A 25470-nucleotide genomic window follows, 5' to 3' on the forward strand; every position below is an offset into this window, starting at 1 on the left:
CTAGGGATAGCTGGTGGATGTTATTGCTTTTTCATTTTATGCCCTTTCACGGCATAAAATAATATAAATAAGTAACAAGGTAACAATACAGAGTAGCCAGTTTGTAGCGAGGTAAAGCCGCTCAGTAAGCCCCATAACACCGGACCAAATGCACCGCCCGCTATACCCATTACTAACAGTGCTGAGCCTGTGCTGGTTAGTTTGCCTAAACCCGATAACGCAAGTGGGAAAACCGCCGGCCAAACAATGGCGTTTGCTAAGCCTAAAAAGGCAATTAGCAGTAAAGCATCTGGTAAATTAGCGCCTCCTAAAGGCACCAGTATGGCATTGGCAATAACATACGACTGCGCATCAATAAACAAAATGCACAGGGTGATCACAATACCCAATACAGCCGATGCTGTTAAGGCCGCTTGCTGAGAGATAAATTTAGGGATAAGTAAAATACCTAAAATATAACCAAACACCATAAACATCATAGTGTATGAAGTCATTACCCCATAGTTTTCAATACCCAGCGATAGTGCAAAAGTACCTATGGTATCGCCAGCAATAACCTCTACCGCAACATACAAAAAGATAGCAATAGCACCTAACACCAAGTTTGGATGAGAGAGTGTTTCACGAATTTCACCTTTGTCGTTTATTGCTTCTACTTCATCATTGATAAGCTCTGGCAGCGGTGATTTTTTAACTGCAAAAGCTAATATACCAATGAATAAGGCCATGCCTAAGTAAGGTAAAATAAGGCCATTTGCCATATCATCAACTTGCTGTTGGCTTAGCTCTGTGCCTACCGTACCGGTAAAGTTACTTAAAATTAAGGCGGTAAAAACCATCGGTGAGATAACTCCTGCGCCTTTATTTAAAATCCCCATAATACTAATACGTACAGCAGCCGATTCTTCTGGCCCTAAACGTACTACATACGGATTAACCGCGGTTTGTAATAAGGTTTGTCCTGCGCCCATTACCAACTGCGCTAGTAAAAACAAAGGAAAAAACTGCGACATAGCAGCAGGAATAAACATTAAGCCTGCTAACATCATACAGCCCATCCCCAATGCCATACCGTTTTTGTAGCCGACCTTTTTGATCAGTACTGCCGAGGGCAGCGCAGTAAATGTGACCGCAATATAAAAGGAAAATAAAATTAACGACCCTTGAAATGGGGTTAACTGTAAAATTTGACTTAAGTAAGGCATTAACGAGCCATTAAGCCAAGTAGCAAAGCCCAGTATAAAAAATAATACCGCAACAATGGCCATTGGGACCACGCTACTATTTTTGGACGTATCCATAACATTGGTTGTCATGTTATTTTCCTTTATTTATATTTATTATGTTGTTAACAAACCCGAGCGCCGCCAATCCACGTGCTAATGACTTGTTGTTGTGTGTTTAATTGTACAAAATCTGCTGGACTACCCGGTATTAATCGCCCGTGTGTGGCAGGCAACTTTAAATACTGAGCAGGATATAAACTCGCCATTTTAAGCGCTTGCGCTAATGGCTGTTTTAAATGAGTTACAGTGTTTCTAACTGCGGTTGCCATATCAAGCGCAGAACCTGCCAACTCGCCTGTTGTAGAGGTGAGTTTACCATTCTCTAAGCTGACAGTTCGGTCAAAAAAAGCAAACTGAGTGTCATCTGTTCCCACTGGTGGCATCGCATCAGTAACTAAAAACACGTGCCCTATTGGTTTTGCTTTTAATGCCAGTTGGCATGCTGCGTAATCAACATGATGACCATCAACAATTAAGCCACAATAAGTATCATCATTTAATAATGCACAGCCCACCACTCCCGGCTCACGCCCTTGTAGTGGTGACATAGCATTATACAAATGCGTAAATCCGGTTGCCCCAGCATCAACACCTTGTTGAGCCTGTTCAAAGCTTGCGTTGGTATGACCTAAACAAACCTGAATCCCTAAATCGCGCATTTTGGTAATATCGCTTGGTAGTACATTCTCAGGCGCTAAGGTGACTACGACTTTACCTAAATCTTGGCGAGATAACACCTGCCACTCCTGTTCAGAAATAGGACGAATAAAATCAGCGCTGTGAGCCCCTTTTTTTGCCACTGACAAATGCGGCCCTTCAAAGTGAATGCCAATAATACCTGGCGTTTGTTGGGCTATCGCCTTAGCAATTACATCGGCTGCTTGGCGCATTACTTCTACGGTGTCAGTAATTAACGTTGGCAGCATAGCAGTTGTACCGTATTTGGCATGTGCTAGCAGTATTTTTTTAACCCCAGCAACACTGCTAGTACGGTTAAACAATTCACCGCCACCGCCATTAACTTGTAGGTCAATAAAGCCAGGTGCAACTAAACCCGTTAGGTGCTCGTCTGCCTGCTGTACGTTATCATCTATTGCCGTAATAATACCCGCATCAACGCTCAGCACTTTGTCGTTAACAAAGTGCTCGCCATCAAAAAACTGGGCTACATGAATTCGTTTAACTGACATTTATAATGTCCTTGTTACTTTTTTAAGCCCCTTTGGCTCATCAGGATTAAAACCACGGCTTAATGCCACTTTTGCCACATCAAGGTAAAAACGCTGTAATACTAAAAATGGCGCTAATCGCGGGTGTACTTTAATACCTTGTTGATTAAGACTAATCACTTGTGCACCGCGTTTTTTGACCTCAGCAATTTGCTGCTGATGTGACTCTTTGGTTTCATCTTCAACCAAACAATCTAAAATCACTAACCCTTGCTCAACTAAAGTCACCGGACCATGTAAAAACTCCGCACTACTAAATGACTCAGCATGAATAGCACACACCTCTTTAAGTTTAAGTGCCATTTCTTTTGAGATAGAAAACCCTAAACCACGTGCCAACACCACCATATTCTTAATATTTGCAAACTCAGTAGGTTGTAACTGAGTTGGCGAATCTATAATGGCATTAAGCGCGCTAGGTAACTCGTCAAGCCCTTGTAATAATGACTCATTTTGAGTCCAATTAGCAACAATATGTACTAGGGCTGATAACGTTGCCAAATAGCTTTTTGTTGCCGCCACCGAAATTTCATCGCCAGCTTTAAGAGGAACAAAATCATCGACTATGTCTTGTAGAGGTGACGCTTCATCGTTAACCAGCGCAATACAATAAGCGCCCGCCTCTTTCGCCATTTTTGCCTGGGCAAGAATGTCTGGGCTGCGTCCTGATTGAGAAATTACAATCACAACAGCGCCTTCAAGCTTTAATGTTTTACCATATACACTCGCCACTGATGGCGCTGCTGAACTGACCGGTACACCCGCTTCAATTTCAATTAAATACTTACCAAAAACGCCAGCATGATCTGATGAACCGCGACCAATCATCATAACCACCTTAGGGGCCATATCGCGAAGCTTATGACCAATTTTTTCCACTAAAGGTTGGTTGGCAATAATTTGCTTTTCAATAACATTTGGCGTTTGCGCCGCTTCTTTTTCCATTAGTGTGTTAAACATCATAACTCCTGGCTGCTGTAATTAACGTGCTGTTGTTTAGCGTAAAGTACAGACCCCATTTCTGGTGACGATAATGGGGCTGATAAAATAGCTTGTATGTCTGGGTCTAACCATGTTGTCATCACGGTTGATAAGCCACCAATAAACGAAAGCCTTGGTGGGTTTTTATCTAATAATTGTCGTGCAATGTCGCTTAAATAAGCGCCACCTTCTTTTAAAATGGCAATTGCTGTGGCATCGTTCGCCTGTGCTGATTGAAAAACACAACCTGCAAGTTGCGCAAAAAAGGCTGCAGGCTTATTGGCAATCACTTCAACAAGTTGCATTGCATCGCTGACTTCTAAATACTTCATTAACAAGTTAGTAAGCGCACCACTTGGGATTAATTTATCTAGGCTAAGCAGCACATACTGACAAGCAGTAAAGCCAATCCATGCACCACTGCCTTTGTCACCATGTGGAAAGCCATGACCACCAATCATAAACGATTGGCCATTAACGTATGAAAATCCACACGAACCAGTGCCAGCAATCATCACTGCGCCATCCTCGCCCTGATGAGCGCCCATACAAGCAATAAGTAAATCAGTAGTTAAGTGCATGGCTTTAAATGGGTGTTGCCATTGTGTCATTTGATTATGCAAACTTGGTAAGTTAACCCCTGCTAGGCCAACCCCTGCAATAAGCTCAGATAAAGGCGTATCTTTAAGCCCTGCATCTTGTAATGCTAAACGCGCTGATTGCTCAATAGAATGAGTTGCTTGATTAAAACCATGTAACGGGTTACCTGGGCCTGCCACACCGGTGCCGACTATGTTATTACAGCTATTGACGATAATTGCTTTACATTTAGTGCCGCCGCCATCGATCCCCACAAAGAGTTGATTGTTTTTAATATTGTTGGTGATCATTTTTGCCTCTTAAGTTGTTCGACCGTTTTGCAAAACACTAAAATAAAGCCGGACTGTCATACTGTATGAATCTTATACTAGCACAAATGACAGCGTTGTCATTATTTTTATTTACAAATAAATAACTTCTTCAATCGTCAATAATTTAACGGAAAAACGCACCTTAACGGTGCGTTACTTTAAGCTTTCTGCTTACACGACTAGCTGATGGAGTCTTAGATCGAACCCATACATCTTGTGTTACTTTGACAGGTTGTGTGTAGGTTTGCCATTGCTCATCACCTTGTTTGTATTCAATCACTAAACCAGGGTAAGCAATATTGGCGTACAACATGCTATTCTCAATTTTAGCACCTGCATTTGCAAGACGATAATGCACATCAGCACGTTCTAACTTGGCAAATTCTTTTAGCCCCATGGTAGCAGCAAAAGTTTGCCATTGCTGATCGCGCTGCTGTTTTAATTCAGAGCTAAAGCGATTTGTTTGTTGGCTGTAAACAAAGCCATTGTGATCATACGGTACCGCCCAATCTGCTTTATGCCAAGCGCGCTGTGCCAGCGATAATAATCGTGGGAATAGCTTATATTCAGCCATATTATTGGTACGCGTATTTTCGCTCCATAATTGACCCTGAATACCCACAAAACGTTTATCTTTAGCTAAAGGCGCGGATACGACCTTGCCTTGCTTATCATGCTGTAATGTGTCATCAGCTACATAAGGCTTATCTTCTCTATCAAGCCAAAATTCAGCATGAATAGGCAAATTATCTGGCATAAACTGAAATATTTTCTCAGTATTTATGTGCCTTGAAGCCCAGTAATAACCATGCTCTTGTGGGTCTGCCTCATACGGAAAGTCAAAATACAGCACATCTGGCGACGAAAGCACTGCTTGCCAATTTCTATTGGCAAATTCATGTGCACGCTGATGGCCATTCCACATTAATAAATCCCAAATATTACCTTGCACAACCTCTGGCATATTCTCTGAGTTAGTATGCGATAAGCCATCGCTCCATGCTGCGGTTTCAATATTCATATCAGCCAACATATTAGCGATACGTTCAATAAAATAACTGCCCAGCTGACCTGCTTCGGTAATTTCTAACTTATTTTGTTTAATAAAATCAGCACAAGCAGGTGAATCGACCCATGCTCCGGCGGTTTCATCGGCACCTATGTGATAACGAGTTAGCGGGTGCTGTGCCTCACTATGAATACTTTTTACTTGTTCCATTACTTCACGGATAAACGCATAGGATGAGTCTAAACACACATTAATGGTATTGTCGTTGTAGTGCTGTACCGACGAATAGAGCGTTGTATCAAGTGGGTCATAAAGTAAAAACTGTTCGGCTTTTTGTTTATCGCCTTGTTGTATGTATTTATTATAACGCGCTTGCATAGATTTAATCGCAGCGCGAGAATGTCCTGGCATATCAAGCGATGGGATCACCTGAATGTGACGCGCACTCGCCGCTTTAAGTATTTCTTGGTAATCAGCTACCGAATAATAGCCGTTTGCTGCACTTGAAGTATCAAGCCCTGCGCCTAGCTGTGGCATTAAACATTGCTGCTCGCTTTGATCAAAACAACGCTTTGCACCTATATCTGTAAGTTCAGGCAGTGATGGAATTTCTAAACGCCAGCCTTCATCATCACCTAAGTGTAAATGTAGCTTGTTAAGTTTATAAGCAGCCATTTGATCAAGTAACTTTAAAATAAAACCTTTATCACGAAAGTTTCGCGCTACATCAACCAACACACCTCTAAACTGGTAATGCGGCGCATCAATAACTTCTCCCACAGGTAATATATTACTGTTAACCTGATATAAGCTCGCTAAACTTTGCAGAGCATAAAAAACACCCGTTTCGTCAACTGCATCGATTACAACCTCATCGGCTTTAATTGCTAATTTATAACTACCATTAAGCTGATCTTTTTTAACAGTGGAATTAAGTGTGACCTTAATTGCCGCTGCATCATCGCTTAAATTAATACCTAGTAGTTCCAGTCGCTCGATTGCAGCTAATACACTTGATTTATTAACTTCTGCATAATTAATATTAAGCCCTTGGCTAATATCAAGCGTTTGAGTTTGACTAAACTCGCTAACGCGTGGGGTGGGTATAATTTGCTGAGCAATGACATTACTCACTTGATTTTGCGAGGTTAAATAAGCTGAAAAGTCATACTTTTCATTACGCTCAAACAAGCGCTCAGCAGTAAGCCACTGTGTTTTGTCGCCCGCAGTACGTTTAAACTGACGAGTGTAGTCGGTATAAGGTTCTACATGAGGTAATAGCTCTAAGCCGGTCTCTGGATCAATTTTAGGCTTTGTACTTTCAATCACTTTAGCGGTGTCATTGTTATTCACCACGATATAGTTAGGAATAGCGTCGCTTTGCGATAATGACCAAAAATGTGCATAAAAAGTAATCGTTTTAGTCTCACCGGCTTTAAAGCCAGTAAACCCATCTTTAAGCTCAATGACATGAATATCACCATTAACGTGTTTAATAGTAAATTCATCGCTAATCGACTTTTGTATTGGCGTAATTTGACTAAAGTAAATTTTCCATTGGTCAACGTTAATCGCCGAGTTGGCAGTTAAATGTAAATTCGCTTTAAAACAGTGACCGTTTTCAATATCTGGATCGCACTGTGCTGATGGGCGGTTATCAACTTGCTGATATTTTATTTGTAATGTTTTAGCAAGTAACTCCACCGCACTATCGTTTGCAGGGCTTAGCTGAACCGATGCCGTATTTTGTCCTTCAACATTGCCCTGACATGCACTTAAACCTAGTGCTAAGCAGCATGCTGTCAGTAATGATTTAATCTTCATTCGCTACTCTCCCTTTATTATTAACTTAGTCACTCAAGCATCTCTTTCAAATGCTAAAAATTAAATCGATTTTTGAATGCATTTATTCTTAGTGCGGTTAGTTTATAATGTACCATCAGCTAAAAAATATTTTATGCTTTAAGTTAATCACTATTCATAGCTAGTAATTGCTACCTTAGCCAAACAATCCACTACGTAGGTTCTAAATAATAATTAACATTGCGCTTTAATCTATGACAACGCTGTCATTAAGCTGTTAATGTATCCTTTTTTTTCTTTTATAGCTACACAGAAGGGCAAAAAAGATACAAAAATTTTACAAGTGTGAGCTTAATATTCTTTTAAACCATTGTATTTAAATTAAATTTAAATATTACTAAATTATTACCTAAAACTTTATCTACCATTCTCACAAGAAAGGCGTATAAATTAACTGTTAATATTCAATGATGTCTTTATAATTTAGTCGTCAAATAATAAAAACCGAGTACTGTTAACTACTCTTGCTGTAGTCGTTAACCGATAAAGATAAATTAGTACCTAAAATGATATATAAAGGTCTATTAAGCCTATGAGAACAACAATAAACGACGTGGCAAAAGATGCCGGGGTATCAATAAAAACGGTATCAAGAGTAATAAATAACGAAACCTCGGTCCGTGACAACACCCGTGAAAGAGTTATGGCGTCAGTCGAAAAGTTGAACTTTCAGCCAAACTTAGCTGCAAGAAGTCTTGCAGGAACAAAAGCTTACAGCATAGCTTACATATACGACAACCCTAATGCGTACTACATTATCGACATGCAAAATGGTATTTTAGATGCGTGCAAAAAGCAGGGGTTTGAACTACTTATTCACCCATGTGATGCCAAAGAAGCGCATATTTTTGATGAAATTACTAATATGATCAAACGCACTCGTATCGCGGGAATCTTACTCACCCCGCCCTTTTCTGAAATGCCTGAGTTTGTTGAAAAGCTAACTCAACTAGACCTAAAAGTTGTGCGTATTTTATCAGGGCACGACGCGCCTGACTCATTAACACCCTGTATTATGATTGACGATAATCTCGCCTCAAAGTCAATTACTGAGCATCTAATTAATAACGGCCACACGCGCATTGGCTTTTTAGCCGGTGGCAGCGAACATAACTCGACCAAAGAGCGCTTGGAAGGTTACAAAGCAGCGTTAACCCAATACGACATTACTATAGATCCAAGTTTAATTATTGATGGCGAATATTCATTTGAGTCGGGGGTTGAGGGCGCTAAAACACTCATTAGCCAAACAAATAGGCCAACCGCTATTGTCTCATGTAATGATGAAATAGCCGCCGGTGCGTTATTTGCAGCCAGATTAATGAACATTGATATACCCAGCGAGCTTTCTATAACAGGGTTTGAGGATAGTCCATTCTCGCGTCAAACCTGGCCAAAACTCACCACCGCTCATCAGCCTAATAATAAAATTGCCGAAGATGCGGCCAGCTTGTTAATAGCCCAAATTCGTAATGGCAATGACCGCGATATTATAAAACTATACACTCCTGAACTTGTCGTAAGAGACTCTACCGCACGCCCTAGTTAACCGTGTAAATGGGATCACCGTATTATTAATATTCCCCTGTGCGTTGTAAAAAAACCTTCAGCGCAGGGTTATATTAAAAACGGCCTACTTTTTGAATATACCTTCTGTATTACTGAGTTTATTAACAGTTAGACGACTTTCAATGTAAATTTTACACTTAGGCTCGGTTGATCTTTCAAGGTTACATAACTCAGTTCAACTCTCTAATACCGATTCGCTTAATTAAGTATTATTGCAGATTGGTATAAATATACAGGAGTAAATTATGGCCAAATCAGCCCAATTGTATAGAATGGCAACCGATGAACATATTTGCCCATTTGGTTTAAAATCTAAAGATTTGCTTGAACGTCAAGGCTTTGAAGTAGACGATCATTTACTCACCTCAAGAGCGCAAACCGATGCGTTTAAACAACAACACAATGTAGAAACAACACCACAAACGTTTATAGATGATGGGCGTATCGGTGGCTACGACGAACTTAGAAGTTTCTTTAATAAACCGCCTGCCGGTCAGCAAGGTACAACCTATACCCCTGTTATAGCGATTTTTGCGGTTACCTTGTTGCTAAGTTTAGCCTTTTCGTTAAGTGGTGCAGGGCTAAGCGTGTATACGCTTGAGCTTTTTGTAGCATTAACAATGGCCGTACTAGCCATACAAAAGCTGCAAGATTTAACCAGCTTCTCAAACTCGTTTATCACTTACGACTTATTCGCCATGAAAGTGATCCCTTACGCTTACGTATATCCATTTTTAGAAGTCTTTGTAGGTATAGGTATGATTGCAGCACTACCCGCTTATATGGTTGCCCCTGTCTCCCTATTTATAGGTAGTATTGGCGCAGTCTCTGTTATTAAAGCTGTATACATAGACAAGCGAGCACTAAAATGCGCCTGTGTTGGCGGCGACAGCAATGTACCGCTTGGCTTTATTTCATTAACCGAAAACCTATTTATGATAGCAGCCGGTCTATGGATGCTAGTCAAATAATAAAAAGCGCGGTAAGTTAAAACTTACCGCGCCAGTGCAAACTCTTCGAATATTAAAGCCACATGAGTTATTTTAGTAAATGAAAATTACCCTTCACTTATCGCTGTATTTAAACCGGCCTCAGCATCAGCGAGCATAGCAAACTCCTCATCTGCACTTTTGGCCACTAAATGTTTAGAGCTAAAGCCAAAGTAATACGCCGCACCGACTATAAACAGCACCATAGTGTATAAAAAAGCACGGGGGTCAAAGGCGTACACACCGGTCAGAGCAATCAAGGATAAACACAATGCTATGCTTGAAGTGACAATGCCGCCAGGCGTTTTATAAGGTCGAGGTAAGTCGGGTTGTTTTAAGCGCAACATTATATGACTGAACGCCATTAACGCATACGATACTGTTGCACCAACCACCGCCATAGCTAACATTAAATCGCCCTCACCACTTAGTGAAGCTAAAAAACCAAATACAGCAGGTACAATAAGCGCTCGTGCTGGCACTTTACGCACTGTAGTAATTGATAACGAACGCGGTAAATATCCTGCACGCGATAACGCAAACACCAACCGACTATAGCCATAAATAATAGAGAAAAATGAAGCCACCAGCCCTGCTAATCCCAGTATATTAACCACGGTTGCTAAATCGCTATTGCCTGTCGCATTTAACGCATCTACCAGCGGAACTGCACTTGCGCCCATTGCTGTTGCACCTGCTGCGCCGGGTACTAACACAACCACTAACAACGCAGTAAACAATAAAAATACCATAGCGCCAATAATACCTTTAGGTACATCTTTAGCCGGATCTTTTGCTTCTTCAGCCGCCAATGGCACGCCTTCAACCGCTAAAAACAACCACATAGCAAAAGGTAATGCAGCCCACACCCCATACCAACCCAAAGGTAAAAATTCATTCGCACCTGCGACATCTGTTACTGCAACATCAAATAAATTGGTAGCATCAAAATTTGTAATTAAAACCACTGCCGTTGCAACAATAGCCAGTACCGCTAAACCGCTTATGACCATCATTACTTTTAGCGCTTCACCTACTCCAGCTAAATGAATACCTACAAACACCAAATAAAATAGTGCATAAACCCATGGGCCATTGAACCCCGTTAACGCCTCCACTGCAGAGCCAATAAATATCACAATGGCGGCCGGTGCTAACGCATATTCAATTAATACCGCAAGACCGGTTAAATAACCACCCGTTGGCCCCATTGCTTGACGAGCAAAACTATAACCCCCTCCAGCAGCAGGAATAGCAGCCGACATTTCAGCCAGCGATAACACCAAAGTTAAATACATAATCGCCATTAACACTGCAGCTATCGCGAAGCCGCCCCAGCCAGCTTCTGCAATACCAAAGTTCCACCCAGCAAAGTCACCTGAAATAACATACGATACCCCTAACCCTGCCAGCAATAACCAACCTGCAGTGCCACCTTTGAGCTGCCTTTTTGCTAAGTATTCTGAATTATTAGTAGACATAACATCCTCTTTATCGATTTTTTATTTTTAGTTACCGTTATTCCGCATTTAAAAAATGACGGCTCGATTGTTGATGCTCAATCACATCATCCTGTGTCCGATCTTTTAAGTTCACTCCTGTTAGTTTTAATGTTTTAGCTTCATTTAATAAGTAGGCTGCCCGTCTTGCCGCATCGATATAGGGCAAACCAGCAGGACGAATATTAGATATACAATTACGCAGCGAATCGTTAAGCCCTGTTTTAGGCTCCCAGGTTAAATAAAGTCCCAAGCTATCTGGTGAGCTAAGCCCAGGACGTTCACCAATGAGCACCATCACAATTTGGGCATTCAATAACTCACCAATATCATCACCAATGGCTACTCGCCCTTGTTCAACTAAGGTGATTGGAGCAAAAGTAAGTGGCTTATTAACGCTCAACTGTGAAAGTAATTCAGTTATAAAAGGAGCTGCATTTTTTTGAACCGCCAACGATGACAAACCATCAGCGACTACAATTGCTAAGTCGTATTTTTCTTGGGTGCTTTGCTGTTGCTCAGCAACAAAATCAAGTAATAATTGACGACTATTCTCATTTAGCTTTCGACCCAAATCTGGTCGTTGTAAATAAGTAACTCTATCAACCGCTTGGCTATGTAAATGCAATACACGCGCATTAGCTGCATTAACAGTCGCTAACTTTGCTTTCATTTCATTGATATCAAGTGGAAAATTGACTGCATCGCGCGCTTGCGCATGCGACAGTTGAAACGCCAGCATTTCAGAGGTTGGTAAACTAATACCCGCTCGACCAAGTCCTATGCGGGCATCAGTAAACTGGCGTAAGTCACGCCATGGGTTGTGTACCACATTGCCATTATTTTTATGATCAGTATTAGCAAGGTCATTTGATTTAAAATCAGCAGTCATGAACGACCTCCCGCCAGTGCATCTAACGGCTTAGCAAATGCAGCGGGAAGACTGTGCGATAAAGTAACATCGCTACTGTTTTTCATAATGTTCATGCTAGTAAGCCACTTTTCAAATTCTGGCGCGGGACGAGAGCCTAGAACTCGGCGCACGTATAACGCATCATGAAATGAGGTAGTTTGGTAATTGAGCATAATGTCATCGGAGCCCGGAATCCCCATCACAAACGAGCACCCAGCTACACCAAGCAGCGTAAGTAAATTATCCATATCATTTTGGTCAGCCTCGGCATGATTGGTGTAACACACGTCACATCCCATCGGAATACCCAGTAATTTGGCACAAAAATGATCCTCAAGCCCCGCGCGGGTAATTTCTTTGCCATCAAATAAATACTCCGGGCCTATAAATCCCACCACCGTATTAACTAATAGCGGATTAAATTTTCGTGCAACGGCATACGCGCGAGTTTCGCAGGTTTGCTGATCAAGCCCGTGATGAGCATTAGCCGAAAGCGAGCTGCCTTGCCCTGTTTCAAAATACATCACATTATTGCCTACCGTGCCACGCTTTAAGCTCAGCGCGGCATCTTGTGCCTCAGCTAAAGTATTTAAACTAAAACCAAAACTCGAATTGGTGGCTTCTGTTCCACCAATAGACTGAAACACTAAATCAACTGGCGCCCCCGCTTCTATGCATTCAATCGTATTAGTGACATGGGTAAGCACACAGCTTTGGGTAGGAATCTCATATTTTTGAATCACCTCATCCATCAATGTCATCAATTTAATAGCCTGCGCCACGTTGTCGGTTGCGGGGTTTATACCTATCACCGCATCACCATTACCGTACAGCAACCCATCTAAAATACAGGCGGCAATGCCGTTAATATCATCTGTTGGGTGATTAGGTTGTAAACGCGTGGATAAATGCCCAGGTAAACCAATGGTGTTTCTAAATGCACTGGTTACATGGCATTTTTTAGCAATAAGGATAAGATCCTGATTACGCATTATTTTGCTAACAGCCGCAGCCATTTCCGGGGTGATCCCCTGTCTTACACTTGCAAGTACCGAGGGAGTTGCAAAGTCACTTAACAACCAATTACGAAAATCTCCCACGGTTAAATGAGCAATCGCCATAAATGCACTAGCATCGTGATCGTCCATAATTAAGCGAGTTATTTCATCGTCTTCATAAGCAATCAGTGCCTCATTTAAAAATGCCTTCAACGGAATATCCGCTAAGGTCATTTGCGCCACCGCTCGCTCTTGCGCTGATTGTGCAATAACACCCGCTAACCTGTCACCTGAGCGATGAGGAGTGGCTTTTGCCATTACTTGCGCCAAATTTTTAAAATTATACACCTGCGTGCCCAGTGTATATCGGTACCTTTGCCCCATGATCTACTCCACATAACAACTAGTTCAAACCTTGGTACAGGTTTTGCTGACCTATAAGCTATAAATCAATTTTGTTTAGTTTCAAGAGAGCTTAATTCATACCAAGACACTATCGAATTTTGGCAAATCATCATTTTTAGCTTTATTTCATATAGTTAACTATAGTTACAGGTGGTAACTTAATCTTAATAAAAATAAAAAAAGCAAAGAGTAACTCCATTATGACGCAGCAAGATTTAGCTAGCGCACCACAAAAGAGCATGGTGCATACCCAAGATATAGATGAGCAGGCGCATAATCTAACGCAGTGGCAGCAAAAATATGATCAGCTCAGTGATGGGCGATTTTTTGGGTGTATAGAAAGCGTGGATTATTCTAATATTCATGCATTTGAAGAATACACAGAGCGTGCTCTTCACCAACAATGCGCAATAGCGCCACGATCTATTTGGCTCGGGATCCCAAAGCAGTCGCAGCAGAGCAAAATTAATGGCTTAAATGTGGCAAGTAATCAATTTATGTGTCGCACTAGTGAGAGTAACTTTGAGCTTATTACACCTGAGCAGTTTAATATTTATGGTTTAGTAATAGACACGCAATCGTTAGAACATATGGCTCAGATACAAGGGATGCACTTAAAAAATATAACGTCTTCAGGTACTGAGCGACTGACAACATGCAACGCCATGCTAAAAAGTGCCCGGGGTATAATAAACAGTATGGTTAGCAACAACGCTTTTGGCCTAAATGCCGATTTACAGCAAGACATGCTTAATATGCTGGCATTACATTTACTCAACGAACAGCTCCCATGTCAACGCATCGCTCCCAGTTATAAACACCGCAAAGCGGTTGTTGATAAAGTAAAAGATTATATAAAAGCGCATCCACAAAACACGGTAACAATTACTCAATTATGCGAACTCACCTTTGTGAGCAGGCGTACCTTACAATATAGTTTTGAGAGTATTTTAGGGATAAACCCACTGCGGTTTTTACGTTTAACCCGATTAAATAATGTTAGAAGAGAGCTAAAATTAGCAAAGCAAGATAAACCCATTTCTGTGGTTGCTGCCAATTGGGGGTTTTGGCATGCAGGGCAATTTACCAAAGACTACACGCAATTATTTGGTGAGAACCCTTCGCAAACAGTAATCAATCATGGTTCTTATTTGGCAAATTCTAAATCGATAATACATGGATAACGAGGATACGGGTTTCGGGTGGCGAGCTACGAGCTACGGGAGGCGCTGCGCTGAAAGAATAGATTTAAGGGCTGATATGACTAGGTGCTAGACTGTTTGCACAAGCTCGCTACTCGTCACTCGAGGCCCGTTGCCTTCTCATTTACTCCTCATTCACTTCTCTTTGTGCAAACATGTTTTAAGTGATTAATTCAAAAAGAGATCATGAGACGCTGCGCGGAAAGAGAAGGCTAAAGGTGCTAGGTTGTGTTCGCTGCTCGTGACTCGAAACCCGAAGCTCTTAGCTCGAAGTCAGCCTTATTTCGGTAAGTCAAAAGCCCTATTTGATCGGTGCTAATTAAGCCGCGATTAAATAGGACTCTTGTCCTGCATGTTTGTTGTTACGTTTAAACGAACCTTTACCTTTTTTAGCTTTAACCATTTGCGGTTTAAATACTTTAGAGGTTACCAGTGCCGCCAATGCGCTGTGCTTTATCACTCCTCGACCGGTGTCTACTGCGGATTTATTAACCGCTTTTGCTTTGCCTTTTTTAGCCATTTGTTTTTTCCTATTAGTAAAATGAGAGGGATACATATCCCACACTGATATTGATGGCGATTGTATGCTTAATTTTCAAGCATGCAACCATTTTTAATGTCTTTTTCAATATTTTTAAGCATAAAAAAAGCGCCGTTTAAGGCAGCGCCTCTGTGGTGTGGTGTGGTTGTTCCCCATAAATAGGCGATAACGCAGCATCAATACCAAACAGGCGCTGCCCGAAGGGTTCTGCCTAAGGGCGATTTACTCTTTGTTGCTCGGTTTTTACTTAGCCCACTAGGTTACAAATCTCGCGCCGCGATTAAACCGCCCCTAGTTTGAACAAATTATAATCCGCAAAGGTCAACAGACCCTAGTTTAAAATTAAAAGCTAAAGCTTAGTTTTGCATAGTAACTACGGCCATCAAAACCGTATGGTACAGCACGTAACGGGTATTTAAATGCCCCATTTGAGATAGCATTTAGTACTTCATCATCACCTAGCTCATCCGGTGTTTCATCAAATACGTTGTCTGCTCCAACCGATAACGAAAACATCTCATTAATTTCATAGCTTACGTTTAAATCTACGAGTACTGCAGTCTCTACGGTACTCGTCGCTTTAAACGAGCCATCTGTTGCAAGCTCAATATGGTCATTACCAAAGTACTTCACATCAGTTTCGCCAAAGTAATTAAAGCGGATCATTGCGCTGTAGGCATCACGCTCATAATCAAAGGTAAGCGTTGCACGTTCACCCGGTTGTCCGTCGGTTAAAAAGCTACTTTGAATGTCATCAAGCGCTACACTTTTTGGAATGCCCGGTGCTGCATTCACACTATCAATTTTGGTTTCATTTAAGTTACCCGCAAACGTAGCAGAAAAATTACCGTCATATAAATCAGTGCGGTATGACGCAATAATGTCCACACCTTGAGTGGTTGAATTCACTGAGTTTGAAAAGTAATTCGCTTGCACTGCACCCGTTGCTTGCAGAGCGGCAACTGCCTCAGGGCTAAATGAGACATCATCAGCCGACAACAAGCTGCCTAACGTAATACGGTCTTCAATTTCTACACGGTAAAAATCCACCGTTAATGATAAATCACTGGTCACATCGTAAACAAAACCAGCACTGTAGTTAGTTGATGTTTCAAGCTTTAAAGTATCAACGCCTAAAGCTGCAGGAAATGCAGAGCCCGTTGTCGCAGTAAACGACTGACTTAACGTGCCGTCAGACCCTAAGTTAGTGGTAAACGCAGTGTAACCACTTTGCTGTAATGATGGCGCTCTAAAGCCCGTTGATAACGCACCACGTATTGCAAAATCATCATTAAATTCATAACGTGTTGCTACTTTACCTATGATATCGTCACCCGCATTAGAAAAATCTTCATAGCGAAGGGCACCGCTCACATTCCATGCATCGCTTAACATGGTTTCTGCATCTACATATACTGCGTAGCTATCACGATCGCTTTTATTTGAAGCTTCAGGACGAAGGCCGTTATAAGCTTGAAAACCACATTGTGCAAATTGACTCGGATCGTTCACCGATGGGTATGAGGTATCCGTGTTGGCTGCTCCACATGCGTATGATGCTACCTCACCTGGTACAATTTCATAGTTTTCTTTACGGTATTCAGCGCCAATTGAAACATAAACAGGCTCACTGCGACCAATATCAATAATGCCGTTTACATCTGCATTAAACGTTGTTTGATCAAATCTAAAGCCACCCGAATAACCCTCTGTTGGGCCAGCATTCGCGGCTATATCGGCATCGCTTGCACCCGGATTATTAAATAAATACTCCGCCGCGTATGACGCATTTAAAGTATTACGTGAGGTAAAATCGTATTGGTTTTCACCATAAACTGCAGAAACATCGTAGGTCCAATCAGGGTTAATTTCACCTTTAAAACCAACTGATACCGAAATATCTTGTGCTTCATTGTCGATTTGCGGTAAAAAACCGTCGCTGTAAACTTGCGTTACGTTTTTAGACGCTTCATTAAAATTACGGTAAAAGCCGTTGCCTAGTGCCGTGCGCTCAGAGTAACCACCAAATGAGTAAAGCTCTCCTTCACCCATTGGCAACGCCATATTGTAAAATACCGAAGTGAATTCACTCTCTGCATTACCTTGTCCCCAACGTACTTCGTCCGATAAAGTACCTGGTGCAACATTAAGTGACCCACCCGTATCTCGCTCTGCGCGGTTAGTTTTATCTGCATCTCGATACTCAAGCGATAAATTTATAAAACCGCCCTCATTACCTAATTCAAAGCCACGGTTTAAACCCGCAGAAATTGTTTCTCCATCTCCTTCTGCCGTTTCGCCATATTGTACGTACCCGGTGGTTAAATCTGTTGAGTTATTAAGTGATAAGTTGATAACCCCTGCAATTGCATCAGAGCCATACTGCGCCGCCGCACCATCACGTAACACTTCAACTCCTTTTAAAGCAATAAGCGGAATCGCATTCATATCAGTACCGGCAGAGCCACCGCCCACAGTACTTGTTAAACCAAAAATAGATTGATTATGACGGCGTTTACCGTTGACTAAAACCAGCGTTTGGTCTGGTTGTAAGCCGCGTAATGTAGCAGGACGAAATAAATCAGAACCATCAGAAACCTGTGTTCGTGAGAAGTTAAATGACGGCGCCGTTGCCTGTAAGCTCTGCCCAAGCTCGGTAAAGCCGCCTTTGTTTAAATCATCTGCGTCAATTAAATCAATAGGTGATGACGACTCAGTGGCAGTTCGGTTTGAAACTCGCGATCCTAAAACAGATATTTGTTCGATATTTTTTTCAGCTTTAGCTGACGCTTCTTGTGCATTAACCATACTTGGCGCACTGAAGGCAAAAGCAACCGCTACAGCCAAGGTGTTTAAACGATATGTTGACATAATGATGACCCTGTTTTGTGTATTCTTATAATGTGTGTGGGGTATATTCGTGTATCCCCTTGCCAACATCCTAGCAACATACACAAACAAAAAGAAACAAAAAACTTGATAAAATTAGCATAAAAATGCAAATAACTTTAAAAACAGGAAAATAACACCTTTAAGAGCTCAAAATACAACCAAAGTAGCAATTTAATATCACACCACCGCAAGTTAATACAATGTTAAATATGAAGTTATATTTATAAGAACTAAAAACAACGTGGTTGTACGTTTTTTAAACCAAGCTGGTGATAAAACGTACTTATAATGATCTTTTATGCGGTTTTTATTAGACTAAAGTAGATAATAAAGATAAGAAGGAGAACTCAGAGGAAATTATAAATAGGTGGTTTTGTAATACTGCCCGTTTTTAAACGTTATTTTATACAGAGTCTATTTAAGAGGTATAACTCTGCCAATCAAATTCACTAATAACATGGCAAAGTAATGGGTCTACGCCTTTTGAGTCACAGTATGCACGTAATTGCATGGGAGTTTGTTCATCAAAAATAATTTGCCAAACAATATACAACATATGATTAAACAGAGTTAACTCATTATCATCAGTACCAGCTAAATCATGGCAACTCATCAGTAAGTTACATATTTTCGTGTCGTATCCCCACAACTTTAAAACGTAGGCCGAAATAAAATTGGCACTCACGTATCCATTGTTGATGGTTTGCGCATGTTCATCTGGCGGTTCACTTTCGCCTTGAGACAGTAAAATAATTTTGCCAACAAAACTCAATAACGCCACTGAAAATAATAATTCTTGATCATGTAAGTTAAAACCTGCTTGCTTTGCAAAACGCTTAACACAACTAGCGTAATTCGCCGCTATATTTAATTGCTTTTCATGCACATCAACAGGAATAGACGATTCAAAATTTTTGGCAACCAATAAAGAAGTGGTGATAGCCATTAATATAGTGGTTCCGAGCCTCGACACAGCTTCATCAATTGACGAGGTAGGCCTTATAAAGCCAAGATAAGCAGAGTTTGCAAGTTGCAACAATTTAGCGGTTATTATTGGCTCTTGAGAGACAACATGGCTAATATCATGTAAATCAAATTCATCGCTTTGTACTAAGTCTCTGAGTTCTTTTAAAATAAGAGGGTAAACAGGGAAGCTGATCATTGCCCCTAACTGCCTGCGCACATTAAAAGCAAAAGGTAACGACTTTAACGCCGCTACATTGTCAAAAAGCGCGGTTATATCTGCTTCATTAAACGGCTTAGCAAGGTAAGCATGCACAACATTAGGTTGTCGCATCATGGTGCTCAATGTCATATCACCAGTAAGTAATGCTCTGACTGGGTAGGGGTTTTGTGAAGAGCATTGTTCTAAAACATCCAATCCATTCATTTGCGGCATTAAATAATCACTTAATACTAAATCTAAGTCTTGCTTAGTGTTTAGCAGCTGCCAAAATTCATCAATATCAGAGGTTGTCATTATATCAACCTCTGGATAGGCTCGATGAATAGTCCTTTGTAATACTTTTAATAAAAAAGCATCATCGTCTAGTATGACTACCGTTATCGAACTCATTGCGCACCTTGAGAATTAAAATGGTTTAAATAATTACAAAAATCATCCTGCTCTAAAGGCTCACTGTAGTAATAGCCTTGTATGTAGTCACACCCTAACTTTTTAATTAATTCACATTGATAGGCTGTTTCTACCCCCTCAGCAACAACTTTTAAATTTAGATCATGCGACATACGCGTAATATTACGAACCATACTTTGCATCGCTAAAGACGATTCAATATCAGTAATAAGGGTTCTATCTAGTTTAACGCCATCTACAGGTAGCTTAGAAAGATAGCCAAGTGATGAGTAACCTACACCAAAGTCATCAATTAATAGCTTAAACCCCAACGATCTTAGCCTTATTAATTGCTGTTCGCAGTTAGTAAAATCTTCGATTAGATAAGTTTCTGTTAACTCAAAAACTAACTGTGACGGCTCTAAACTATTGCTGCTTAAACACTCGAGCATGTAGTCAATCCAATCCGGATCATCTTTTAATTGCCTAGCAGACAAGTTAATTGCTAATACACCCACCCCTGTTTTGTTGTCTGCCCAGTATTTTAGTGTTTTACAGCTTTGAGAAATAACCCAGCGCCCTATTGAGATAATTTGACCATCGCATTCAGCAATCGGGATAAAATGAGCTGGTGCTACCCAGCCATGTTTACTCGGCTCATACCAGCGAATTAACACCTCAGCAATAAATATTTGGCCTGTTTTAGTATCAACCTTTGGTTGAAAGCGTAATGAAAGCTCATCTTTATTTACCGCTGTTAATAATAAACGGCTTAAATCAAAGTTCTTTTTATAATCTGCGACCAGCTGAGGGTCAAAGCGAGAACAAATACGCTGCTGCTCACCTACTTGGTAATTCATCGTCAACTGCATTTGATTAACGAGCTCTTTTCCCTCTAAACTATCCTCAGGAAACAAACCATACACACCATAAAGCTGCACATGGGCATCGGTATATTTACTAGGAAGTGCTTTTTTCAGATCATTCATCGCCTTATTTAGAACGGTTAAAATTTCACTATCAGATTTAATTTCAGGAACAAATAATACGAACCTATCGGCGCTCTTATGAAGAACTTTGACCGCTTTTTCTGATACGCCTTTTAGCACCTCCAAAACCAATTTTATAAGGTGGCTGCCATCTTCGCCCCCTAGCAAATCATTAATTAATTGAAACTGCGAGATACCTATATAAACCAAGGCATAACATTCTTTGTTCGCTTCACACAGCGTTAAATGATGATAAAAGTCAGACTCGTTGGTTACTACCGACTGTGTTCTGGTAAGTTGAAAAATACTACTCAAGCTGTTTGAATTAATTGATAGCTTCAAAAGTTGGAAAGAATCATCATTTAAACAACGCTCTATCATAATTTCTTCGCTTTTCGCTAGATCAGAGGCGCGTGCATAGTTAATAAAAAGTGTACTGCTTTGCTTGTCAATAAAAGACTGGCTTACCGCTTTATTTTGAGCTGTATCTAAATGGGCGAGGTGTTTGTTTTCGTATAAATGAATATCAGGAATGATTTCAGCGGCAGGCGCGTTAAAACGATTAATAATGCCGTTATTGTCTATTTCTATTAGGCCAGACATGCTGCCCATTAATAACTGATCTCTTACTCTTTTAGCTCGGCGCTGTTCATATTTTACTTGCGCCTCGCTAATGTTTTCAAGTAGTTCACTATCGACCCATGGTTTTTCTAAAAAACGAAATACCAATCCCTGATTCAATAACTCAACTACAGACTTAAAATCAGCATATCCACTTAGCACTAAGTTTACGCAATCGGGCCAGCGACTTTTAACCTGCCGTAATAAATCAGCGCCGTTCATTTCTGGCATTCTAAAGTCAGTAATGATTATCTCAACTTGATTAGCCGCTAATATTTCAAGCGCCTCAAAACCCGTGGATGCTGTTATTACATCATAACCAGAACGAACAAGTACTCGTTTTAAAGACTTCAATACATTGAGTTCATCGTCTACTAATAAAATTCGCAAAGCCACTATTTACACCCCAAGAAGAGTTCTATTTTTACCAAATAAAATATTTACATTGTCTATCAATGTATCGTTACTAAATGGCTTACAAATATACCCATCAGCACCGGCATTAACTGCATCGATTAGTTGAGTTTCAGGCATCCCTGAAATCACTAACACCTTAATATCTTTAAACTCTTCGCAAGAGCGGATAAAACGAATGACCTCAATGCCGCTTAGTCCCGGCATAGATAAATCAACAGTTATCAGCTCTGGTTTTCTCTGGTGCATTAACGTACCGGCCTCAAACCCTCCTGCGACTTCTACTACATCAAAACCGCTTCGTTTTAAAACACGCTTAATTGCAGAACGAACATTAGCCTCATCGTCAATAATTAAGACCTGTGGCTTGTGCGACAAACTTTGTGGAACTGGCATTTTATGTCTGACTAAAAAATCAATAAAGTCAACTACCTGCACCCTATAATTGCCTCGACCAGTCAGCTTATGCCCTTTTAAGTCTCCCGCGTTAATCCAACGGCTTACCGTTCGTTGGTGAACATCGCAGTAACGAGCAATCTCACTTGGCTTTAATGTTTTTAGCATGCTAATAAAATTCAACTTGATTTTAAATTTACATTAACATAAATTTAATAACAAGGCGACAAATGAGACACTTAAGACATAGATGACATTTATTAGCAGCTAATTCAATAACACACCCTATTCAAGAATAGTCTAGAATAAATCCTAAGCTATTATTAATAGTTAAAAACACCCACAATTGTGGCTATCGTTATCACCAAGGGGCATCTATGTTCGCCATTGATACTTTTCACACTCACGGCAGCGATATAGACCAATTTATCCAACCTGTAAATCAGTTTACGAACAACAGCCCTGATTTGCTGCTTGGGTTTGCAACAACAGATACCATTAAGCACCTTTGCAACAACCAGCCAAGCTTTATAGAAAACACTCAAAACGGTTTATTTATCTCATCATGCCTTGGTTCATCAACCGAGCAAACCCTCTCGTTAAATGAACACAGCATTAGTTTATTCTCGATTAAAGACTCAAATGGTCATTATGGTGTTGCAAGTTGTAATGCAACCGATAATCTAAGAGAAAATGCTGCTCAAACCGTACTCGAAGCCATTGCTAATGCAGGCCAAACTGGACTCGCCCCAAAAATGGTCTGGTGTTTTCAAGTTCCAGGTAATGAGGAGTTGGTATTACAAGGAATTCAAGATGCTATCGGGCAGCGTATACCTGTTTTTGGAGGAAGTTGTGCCGACAACGACATTTCAGCAAAGTGGTGCTTTAGCGATACTAAAAATGTATACCAACAAGGCTTTATTATTGCAGTGTTATACCCCTCGGTAGAAACATTCGGCTTTTATAGTTCAGGCTATGATAAAACCGACCAGCTGGGTACAGTTACAAACGTTGATGGTCGCATATTAAATACTATCGATAACCAGCCCGCCTTTGATGTTTATAATCAGTGGCGAAAAAACATAGGGTTTGAACAGTTAAAAGCGGGAAATATACTTGCCCAATCAACGATGACCCCACTGGCAAGAGCCCTTTCCTCTGATGATGATATTCCTAGGCTGCTGCTAAGCCACCCAGCGGTAGCTGAAAATGGCACGCTAGAATTATTTTCAAATTTAAGCGTTGGCGATACTGTTTATCTTGCTTCGGGAAGCCCTGAACAATTAATAAAACGAGGCGATATGGTCGTTTCTTCACTGACCAAACTGGCAGACTTACATGCAATAAAAAATATAAAGGGCGCTATTATTATTTTTTGTGGCGGCTGCATGTTATCTATTCAAAGTGCAATGCAAGAAGTAAAACACTCTATTGCAGCACAATTACCCAACACACCGTTTATTATGGGCTTTACCTTTGGAGAACTTGGCACATTTAGCGACTCAACTAGTAAGCACGGTAACTTAATGATCTCATGCGAAATATTTGGTGATTCTGTATGACTACCAACGAAATACTATTAGAAAAACTGCATTTATTACAGGTTCATAATTTAGCACTTGAAGAAAACCGTGCCTTTAACAGCCTGATTTTAGACGGCCTAGATGCAATCTTAAAAAACGACAGCACAGAAACCTTACTCACTGAGTTTTTTAATATTTTGCAACAAGCGATCTCTTTTTCTGCGGCTATTTTAATTAAAATAAATCCCAGTGATGAATTATCTACATTAGTTACAGCATCGCACCCTCATAGCGATGCAATAATTACCCAGCTTACAGTTCTCGATAAACCGAATAGAAACATTAAAAATGTATTTAACTTACACCAACTTCCTAATTGGCAAGTAACCGATCCTTTTTGGAATTCGCAACATGCAATGCTCACCACTCCAGTAAGTACCAGCACAGAGAGCTACCAGCTCTATATTTTTTCTGAAACAATTGGCGCGTTTAATCAGCACGATATTACTTTAATGCAACGCTTTGTCAGTTTTGCAGGGAATACGATTTCACAATTTGAAAAACGAAACTTACTTGTGAAACAAAAAGAAATGGAGGAAAAACAAAGCAACATTGAACAAGTGCTAATCAACTCTGAAAAAATGGCTTCGTTAGGGCAAATGGCGGCAGGCGTTGCACACGAAATAAATAACCCTTTAAGCTACATTGTCAGTAATATCCAAAATTTGGCTTACAACCTTGAGCAATTTAGTCATTTAATTAACACACTCAAAGCAGAAAAAGCCATAACGCAGCAAACATTAGTAGATACGCTACAGCATTACCAATTTGATGAATTACAAACAGACTCAAGCGATATCATTGCTGAAATGACTGAAGGGGCTGATCGAGTTAAAGAGATTGTTCAAGGGTTAAGGCAATTTGCTCATCCGGATCAAACCCAAATTGGCGATATTGATATAACCGAGCTCATTGATAACACATTACGTGTTGCCTGGAACGAAATTAAATATAACGCCAACGTTGAAAAAAACTACAACACAGAACCCGTTATCATCACAGGGCGTTCAACCCAGCTCTCTCAGGTATTTTTAAATTTATTTTTTAACGCCGCTCAAGCCATTTGCGACAAGGTTGGAGTGATCAGTATTACCACTAAAGCCGATAAAAAAAATGCCTATATAACTATTGCCGATAATGGCAGTGGAATTGATGAGGACAAATTAAATAAAATTTTTGACCCTTTCTATACTACAAAACCAATAGGCCAAGGCACAGGGTTAGGGCTGGCTATAAGCAAAGCAATTATAGAGCAGCATAGTGGTCAAATTCGAGTTGAAAGCCAGTTAAACCAAGGTACTGTTTTTTATATTACCTTACCTAAAAAACCCAAATTAACTGACGATGTACTCACTATTTTAAATGCTAACAAACCGATTGAATAAGCTCTATTTACAGCACTGATTTTGTGTAAGTAAGCTGTAATAATCATCGTTAACTTTAAGGGTAATATAGTTAAAATATTTGCAAACCAAGGTACTGCGCTATGGTATTTAATCCTATATGCTGTGATTTACGTACTGCTAAAGTACAGTATCTTGATACGGCTTAAATAAATCAGTTGTTTACAAGCAAAGCTTAGACTAACTTTAGCCATTTAATAC

Annotated in this window: 18 protein-coding genes; 5 read left to right on the top strand and 13 right to left on the bottom strand. The window is 40.5% G+C overall.

Features of this window, described 5'->3' with window-relative positions:
* Positions 1-20 precede the first annotated feature (20 nt).
* From nagP to AN392_RS01105, 5 genes are all read right to left on the bottom strand, one after another.
* On the bottom strand, positions 21-1316 hold the full coding sequence (nagP, locus tag AN392_RS01085) for an N-acetylglucosamine MFS transporter NagP (RefSeq protein WP_055011559.1): 1296 nt from the start codon (positions 1314-1316) through the stop codon (positions 21-23).
* A gap of 32 nt (positions 1317-1348) precedes the next feature.
* On the bottom strand, positions 1349-2476 hold the full coding sequence (gene nagA, locus AN392_RS01090; RefSeq protein WP_055011560.1) for an N-acetylglucosamine-6-phosphate deacetylase: 1128 nt from the start codon (positions 2474-2476) through the stop codon (positions 1349-1351).
* The gene (gene nagB-II / locus AN392_RS01095; protein WP_054201443.1) at positions 2477-3475 is read right to left on the bottom strand and encodes a glucosamine-6-phosphate deaminase NagB-II; all 999 of its coding nucleotides are present in this window, start codon (positions 3473-3475) and stop codon (positions 2477-2479) included.
* Positions 3475-4386, bottom strand: coding sequence for an N-acetylglucosamine kinase (nagK, locus tag AN392_RS01100; protein WP_010389495.1), 912 nt, complete (start codon positions 4384-4386; stop codon positions 3475-3477). The genes nagB-II and nagK overlap by 1 nt, the downstream gene beginning before the upstream one ends.
* Positions 4387-4549: 163 nt before the next feature.
* Positions 4550-7240, bottom strand: coding sequence for a family 20 glycosylhydrolase (locus AN392_RS01105; protein ID WP_055011561.1), 2691 nt, complete (start codon positions 7238-7240; stop codon positions 4550-4552).
* Between the two features lie 571 nt (positions 7241-7811).
* Between AN392_RS01105 and AN392_RS01110 the strand changes: the two genes are divergently transcribed.
* On the top strand, positions 7812-8828 hold the full coding sequence (locus AN392_RS01110; protein ID WP_054201446.1) for a LacI family DNA-binding transcriptional regulator: 1017 nt from the start codon (positions 7812-7814) through the stop codon (positions 8826-8828).
* A gap of 265 nt (positions 8829-9093) precedes the next feature.
* Complete coding sequence (locus AN392_RS01115; RefSeq protein WP_055011562.1) at positions 9094-9819, top strand: MauE/DoxX family redox-associated membrane protein; 726 nt, start codon at positions 9094-9096, stop codon at positions 9817-9819.
* A gap of 86 nt (positions 9820-9905) precedes the next feature.
* Here the strand turns inward: AN392_RS01115 and eat are convergent, their stop codons facing one another.
* The 3 genes from eat to AN392_RS01130 are packed head-to-tail and all read right to left on the bottom strand — an operon-like array spanning position 9906 to position 13631.
* Positions 9906-11318 carry an ethanolamine permease gene (gene eat / locus AN392_RS01120; RefSeq protein WP_055011563.1) on the bottom strand — a complete coding sequence of 471 codons (1413 nt, stop codon included), beginning with the start codon at positions 11316-11318 and terminating at the stop codon, positions 9906-9908.
* Between the two features lie 37 nt (positions 11319-11355).
* Positions 11356-12228, bottom strand: coding sequence for an ethanolamine ammonia-lyase subunit EutC (gene eutC, locus AN392_RS01125; protein WP_055011564.1), 873 nt, complete (start codon positions 12226-12228; stop codon positions 11356-11358).
* On the bottom strand, positions 12225-13631 hold the full coding sequence (locus AN392_RS01130) for an ethanolamine ammonia-lyase subunit EutB (RefSeq protein ID WP_055011565.1): 1407 nt from the start codon (positions 13629-13631) through the stop codon (positions 12225-12227). Before AN392_RS01130 ends, eutC begins: the two co-directional genes overlap by 4 nt.
* A 221-nt stretch (positions 13632-13852) precedes the next feature.
* Between AN392_RS01130 and AN392_RS01135 the strand changes: the two genes are divergently transcribed.
* Positions 13853-14836, top strand: a complete 984-nt coding sequence (locus AN392_RS01135; protein ID WP_055011566.1) for a helix-turn-helix domain-containing protein — start codon at positions 13853-13855, stop codon at positions 14834-14836.
* A 337-nt stretch (positions 14837-15173) separates the two neighbouring features.
* Here the strand turns inward: AN392_RS01135 and arfA are convergent, their stop codons facing one another.
* The 5 genes from arfA to AN392_RS01160 all read right to left on the bottom strand — a co-directional run bounded on the left by arfA (position 15174) and on the right by AN392_RS01160 (position 22451).
* Complete coding sequence (arfA, locus tag AN392_RS01140; protein WP_055011567.1) at positions 15174-15374, bottom strand: alternative ribosome rescue factor ArfA; 201 nt, start codon at positions 15372-15374, stop codon at positions 15174-15176.
* 363 nt (positions 15375-15737) lie between these two features.
* Positions 15738-18266, bottom strand: a complete 2529-nt coding sequence (locus AN392_RS01145) for a TonB-dependent siderophore receptor (protein ID WP_055011568.1) — start codon at positions 18264-18266, stop codon at positions 15738-15740.
* Between the two features lie 439 nt (positions 18267-18705).
* Positions 18706-19863, bottom strand: coding sequence for an HDOD domain-containing protein (locus tag AN392_RS01150; protein WP_055011569.1), 1158 nt, complete (start codon positions 19861-19863; stop codon positions 18706-18708).
* On the bottom strand, positions 19860-21869 hold the full coding sequence (locus AN392_RS01155) for an EAL domain-containing protein (RefSeq protein ID WP_055011570.1): 2010 nt from the start codon (positions 21867-21869) through the stop codon (positions 19860-19862). Before AN392_RS01155 ends, AN392_RS01150 begins: the two co-directional genes overlap by 4 nt.
* 3 nt (positions 21870-21872) lie before the next feature.
* A complete protein-coding gene (locus AN392_RS01160; protein WP_055011571.1) occupies positions 21873-22451 on the bottom strand; it encodes a response regulator in 579 nt (192 codons plus the stop codon).
* Positions 22452-22660: 209 nt separating this feature from the next.
* Between AN392_RS01160 and AN392_RS01165 the strand changes: the two genes are divergently transcribed.
* The gene (locus AN392_RS01165; RefSeq protein ID WP_055011572.1) at positions 22661-23845 is read left to right on the top strand and encodes an FIST signal transduction protein; all 1185 of its coding nucleotides are present in this window, start codon (positions 22661-22663) and stop codon (positions 23843-23845) included.
* The gene (locus AN392_RS01170; protein WP_055011573.1) at positions 23842-25251 is read left to right on the top strand and encodes a sensor histidine kinase; all 1410 of its coding nucleotides are present in this window, start codon (positions 23842-23844) and stop codon (positions 25249-25251) included. Before AN392_RS01165 ends, AN392_RS01170 begins: the two co-directional genes overlap by 4 nt.
* Positions 25252-25470 lie beyond the last annotated feature (219 nt).

This window comes from Pseudoalteromonas sp. P1-16-1b, assembly GCF_001401785.1.
Classification (GTDB): domain Bacteria; phylum Pseudomonadota; class Gammaproteobacteria; order Enterobacterales; family Alteromonadaceae; genus Pseudoalteromonas; species Pseudoalteromonas undina.

Excerpts from the sequence above, each read along its gene's own strand:
- nagK (WP_010389495.1), bottom strand. The coding sequence starts at position 4,386 with ATGATCACCAACAATATTAAAAACAATCAACTCTTTGTGGGGATCGAT.
- AN392_RS01135 (WP_055011566.1), top strand. The coding sequence starts at position 13,853 with ATGACGCAGCAAGATTTAGCTAGCGCACCACAAAAGAGCATGGTGCAT.
- eutC (WP_055011564.1), bottom strand. The coding sequence starts at position 12,228 with ATGACTGCTGATTTTAAATCAAATGACCTTGCTAATACTGATCATAAA.
- arfA (WP_055011567.1), bottom strand. The coding sequence starts at position 15,374 with ATGGCTAAAAAAGGCAAAGCAAAAGCGGTTAATAAATCCGCAGTAGAC.
- nagP (WP_055011559.1), bottom strand. The coding sequence starts at position 1,316 with ATGACAACCAATGTTATGGATACGTCCAAAAATAGTAGCGTGGTCCCA.
- AN392_RS01160 (WP_055011571.1), bottom strand. The coding sequence starts at position 22,451 with ATGCTAAAAACATTAAAGCCAAGTGAGATTGCTCGTTACTGCGATGTT.
- AN392_RS01145 (WP_055011568.1), bottom strand. The coding sequence starts at position 18,266 with ATGTCAACATATCGTTTAAACACCTTGGCTGTAGCGGTTGCTTTTGCC.
- AN392_RS01170 (WP_055011573.1), top strand. The coding sequence starts at position 23,842 with ATGACTACCAACGAAATACTATTAGAAAAACTGCATTTATTACAGGTT.
- nagA (WP_055011560.1), bottom strand. The coding sequence starts at position 2,476 with ATGTCAGTTAAACGAATTCATGTAGCCCAGTTTTTTGATGGCGAGCAC.
- eat (WP_055011563.1), bottom strand. The coding sequence starts at position 11,318 with ATGTCTACTAATAATTCAGAATACTTAGCAAAAAGGCAGCTCAAAGGT.
- AN392_RS01150 (WP_055011569.1), bottom strand. The coding sequence starts at position 19,863 with ATGAGTTCGATAACGGTAGTCATACTAGACGATGATGCTTTTTTATTA.
- AN392_RS01105 (WP_055011561.1), bottom strand. The coding sequence starts at position 7,240 with ATGAAGATTAAATCATTACTGACAGCATGCTGCTTAGCACTAGGTTTA.
- AN392_RS01165 (WP_055011572.1), top strand. The coding sequence starts at position 22,661 with ATGTTCGCCATTGATACTTTTCACACTCACGGCAGCGATATAGACCAA.
- AN392_RS01115 (WP_055011562.1), top strand. The coding sequence starts at position 9,094 with ATGGCCAAATCAGCCCAATTGTATAGAATGGCAACCGATGAACATATT.
- AN392_RS01110 (WP_054201446.1), top strand. The coding sequence starts at position 7,812 with ATGAGAACAACAATAAACGACGTGGCAAAAGATGCCGGGGTATCAATA.
- nagB-II (WP_054201443.1), bottom strand. The coding sequence starts at position 3,475 with ATGTTTAACACACTAATGGAAAAAGAAGCGGCGCAAACGCCAAATGTT.
- AN392_RS01130 (WP_055011565.1), bottom strand. The coding sequence starts at position 13,631 with ATGGGGCAAAGGTACCGATATACACTGGGCACGCAGGTGTATAATTTT.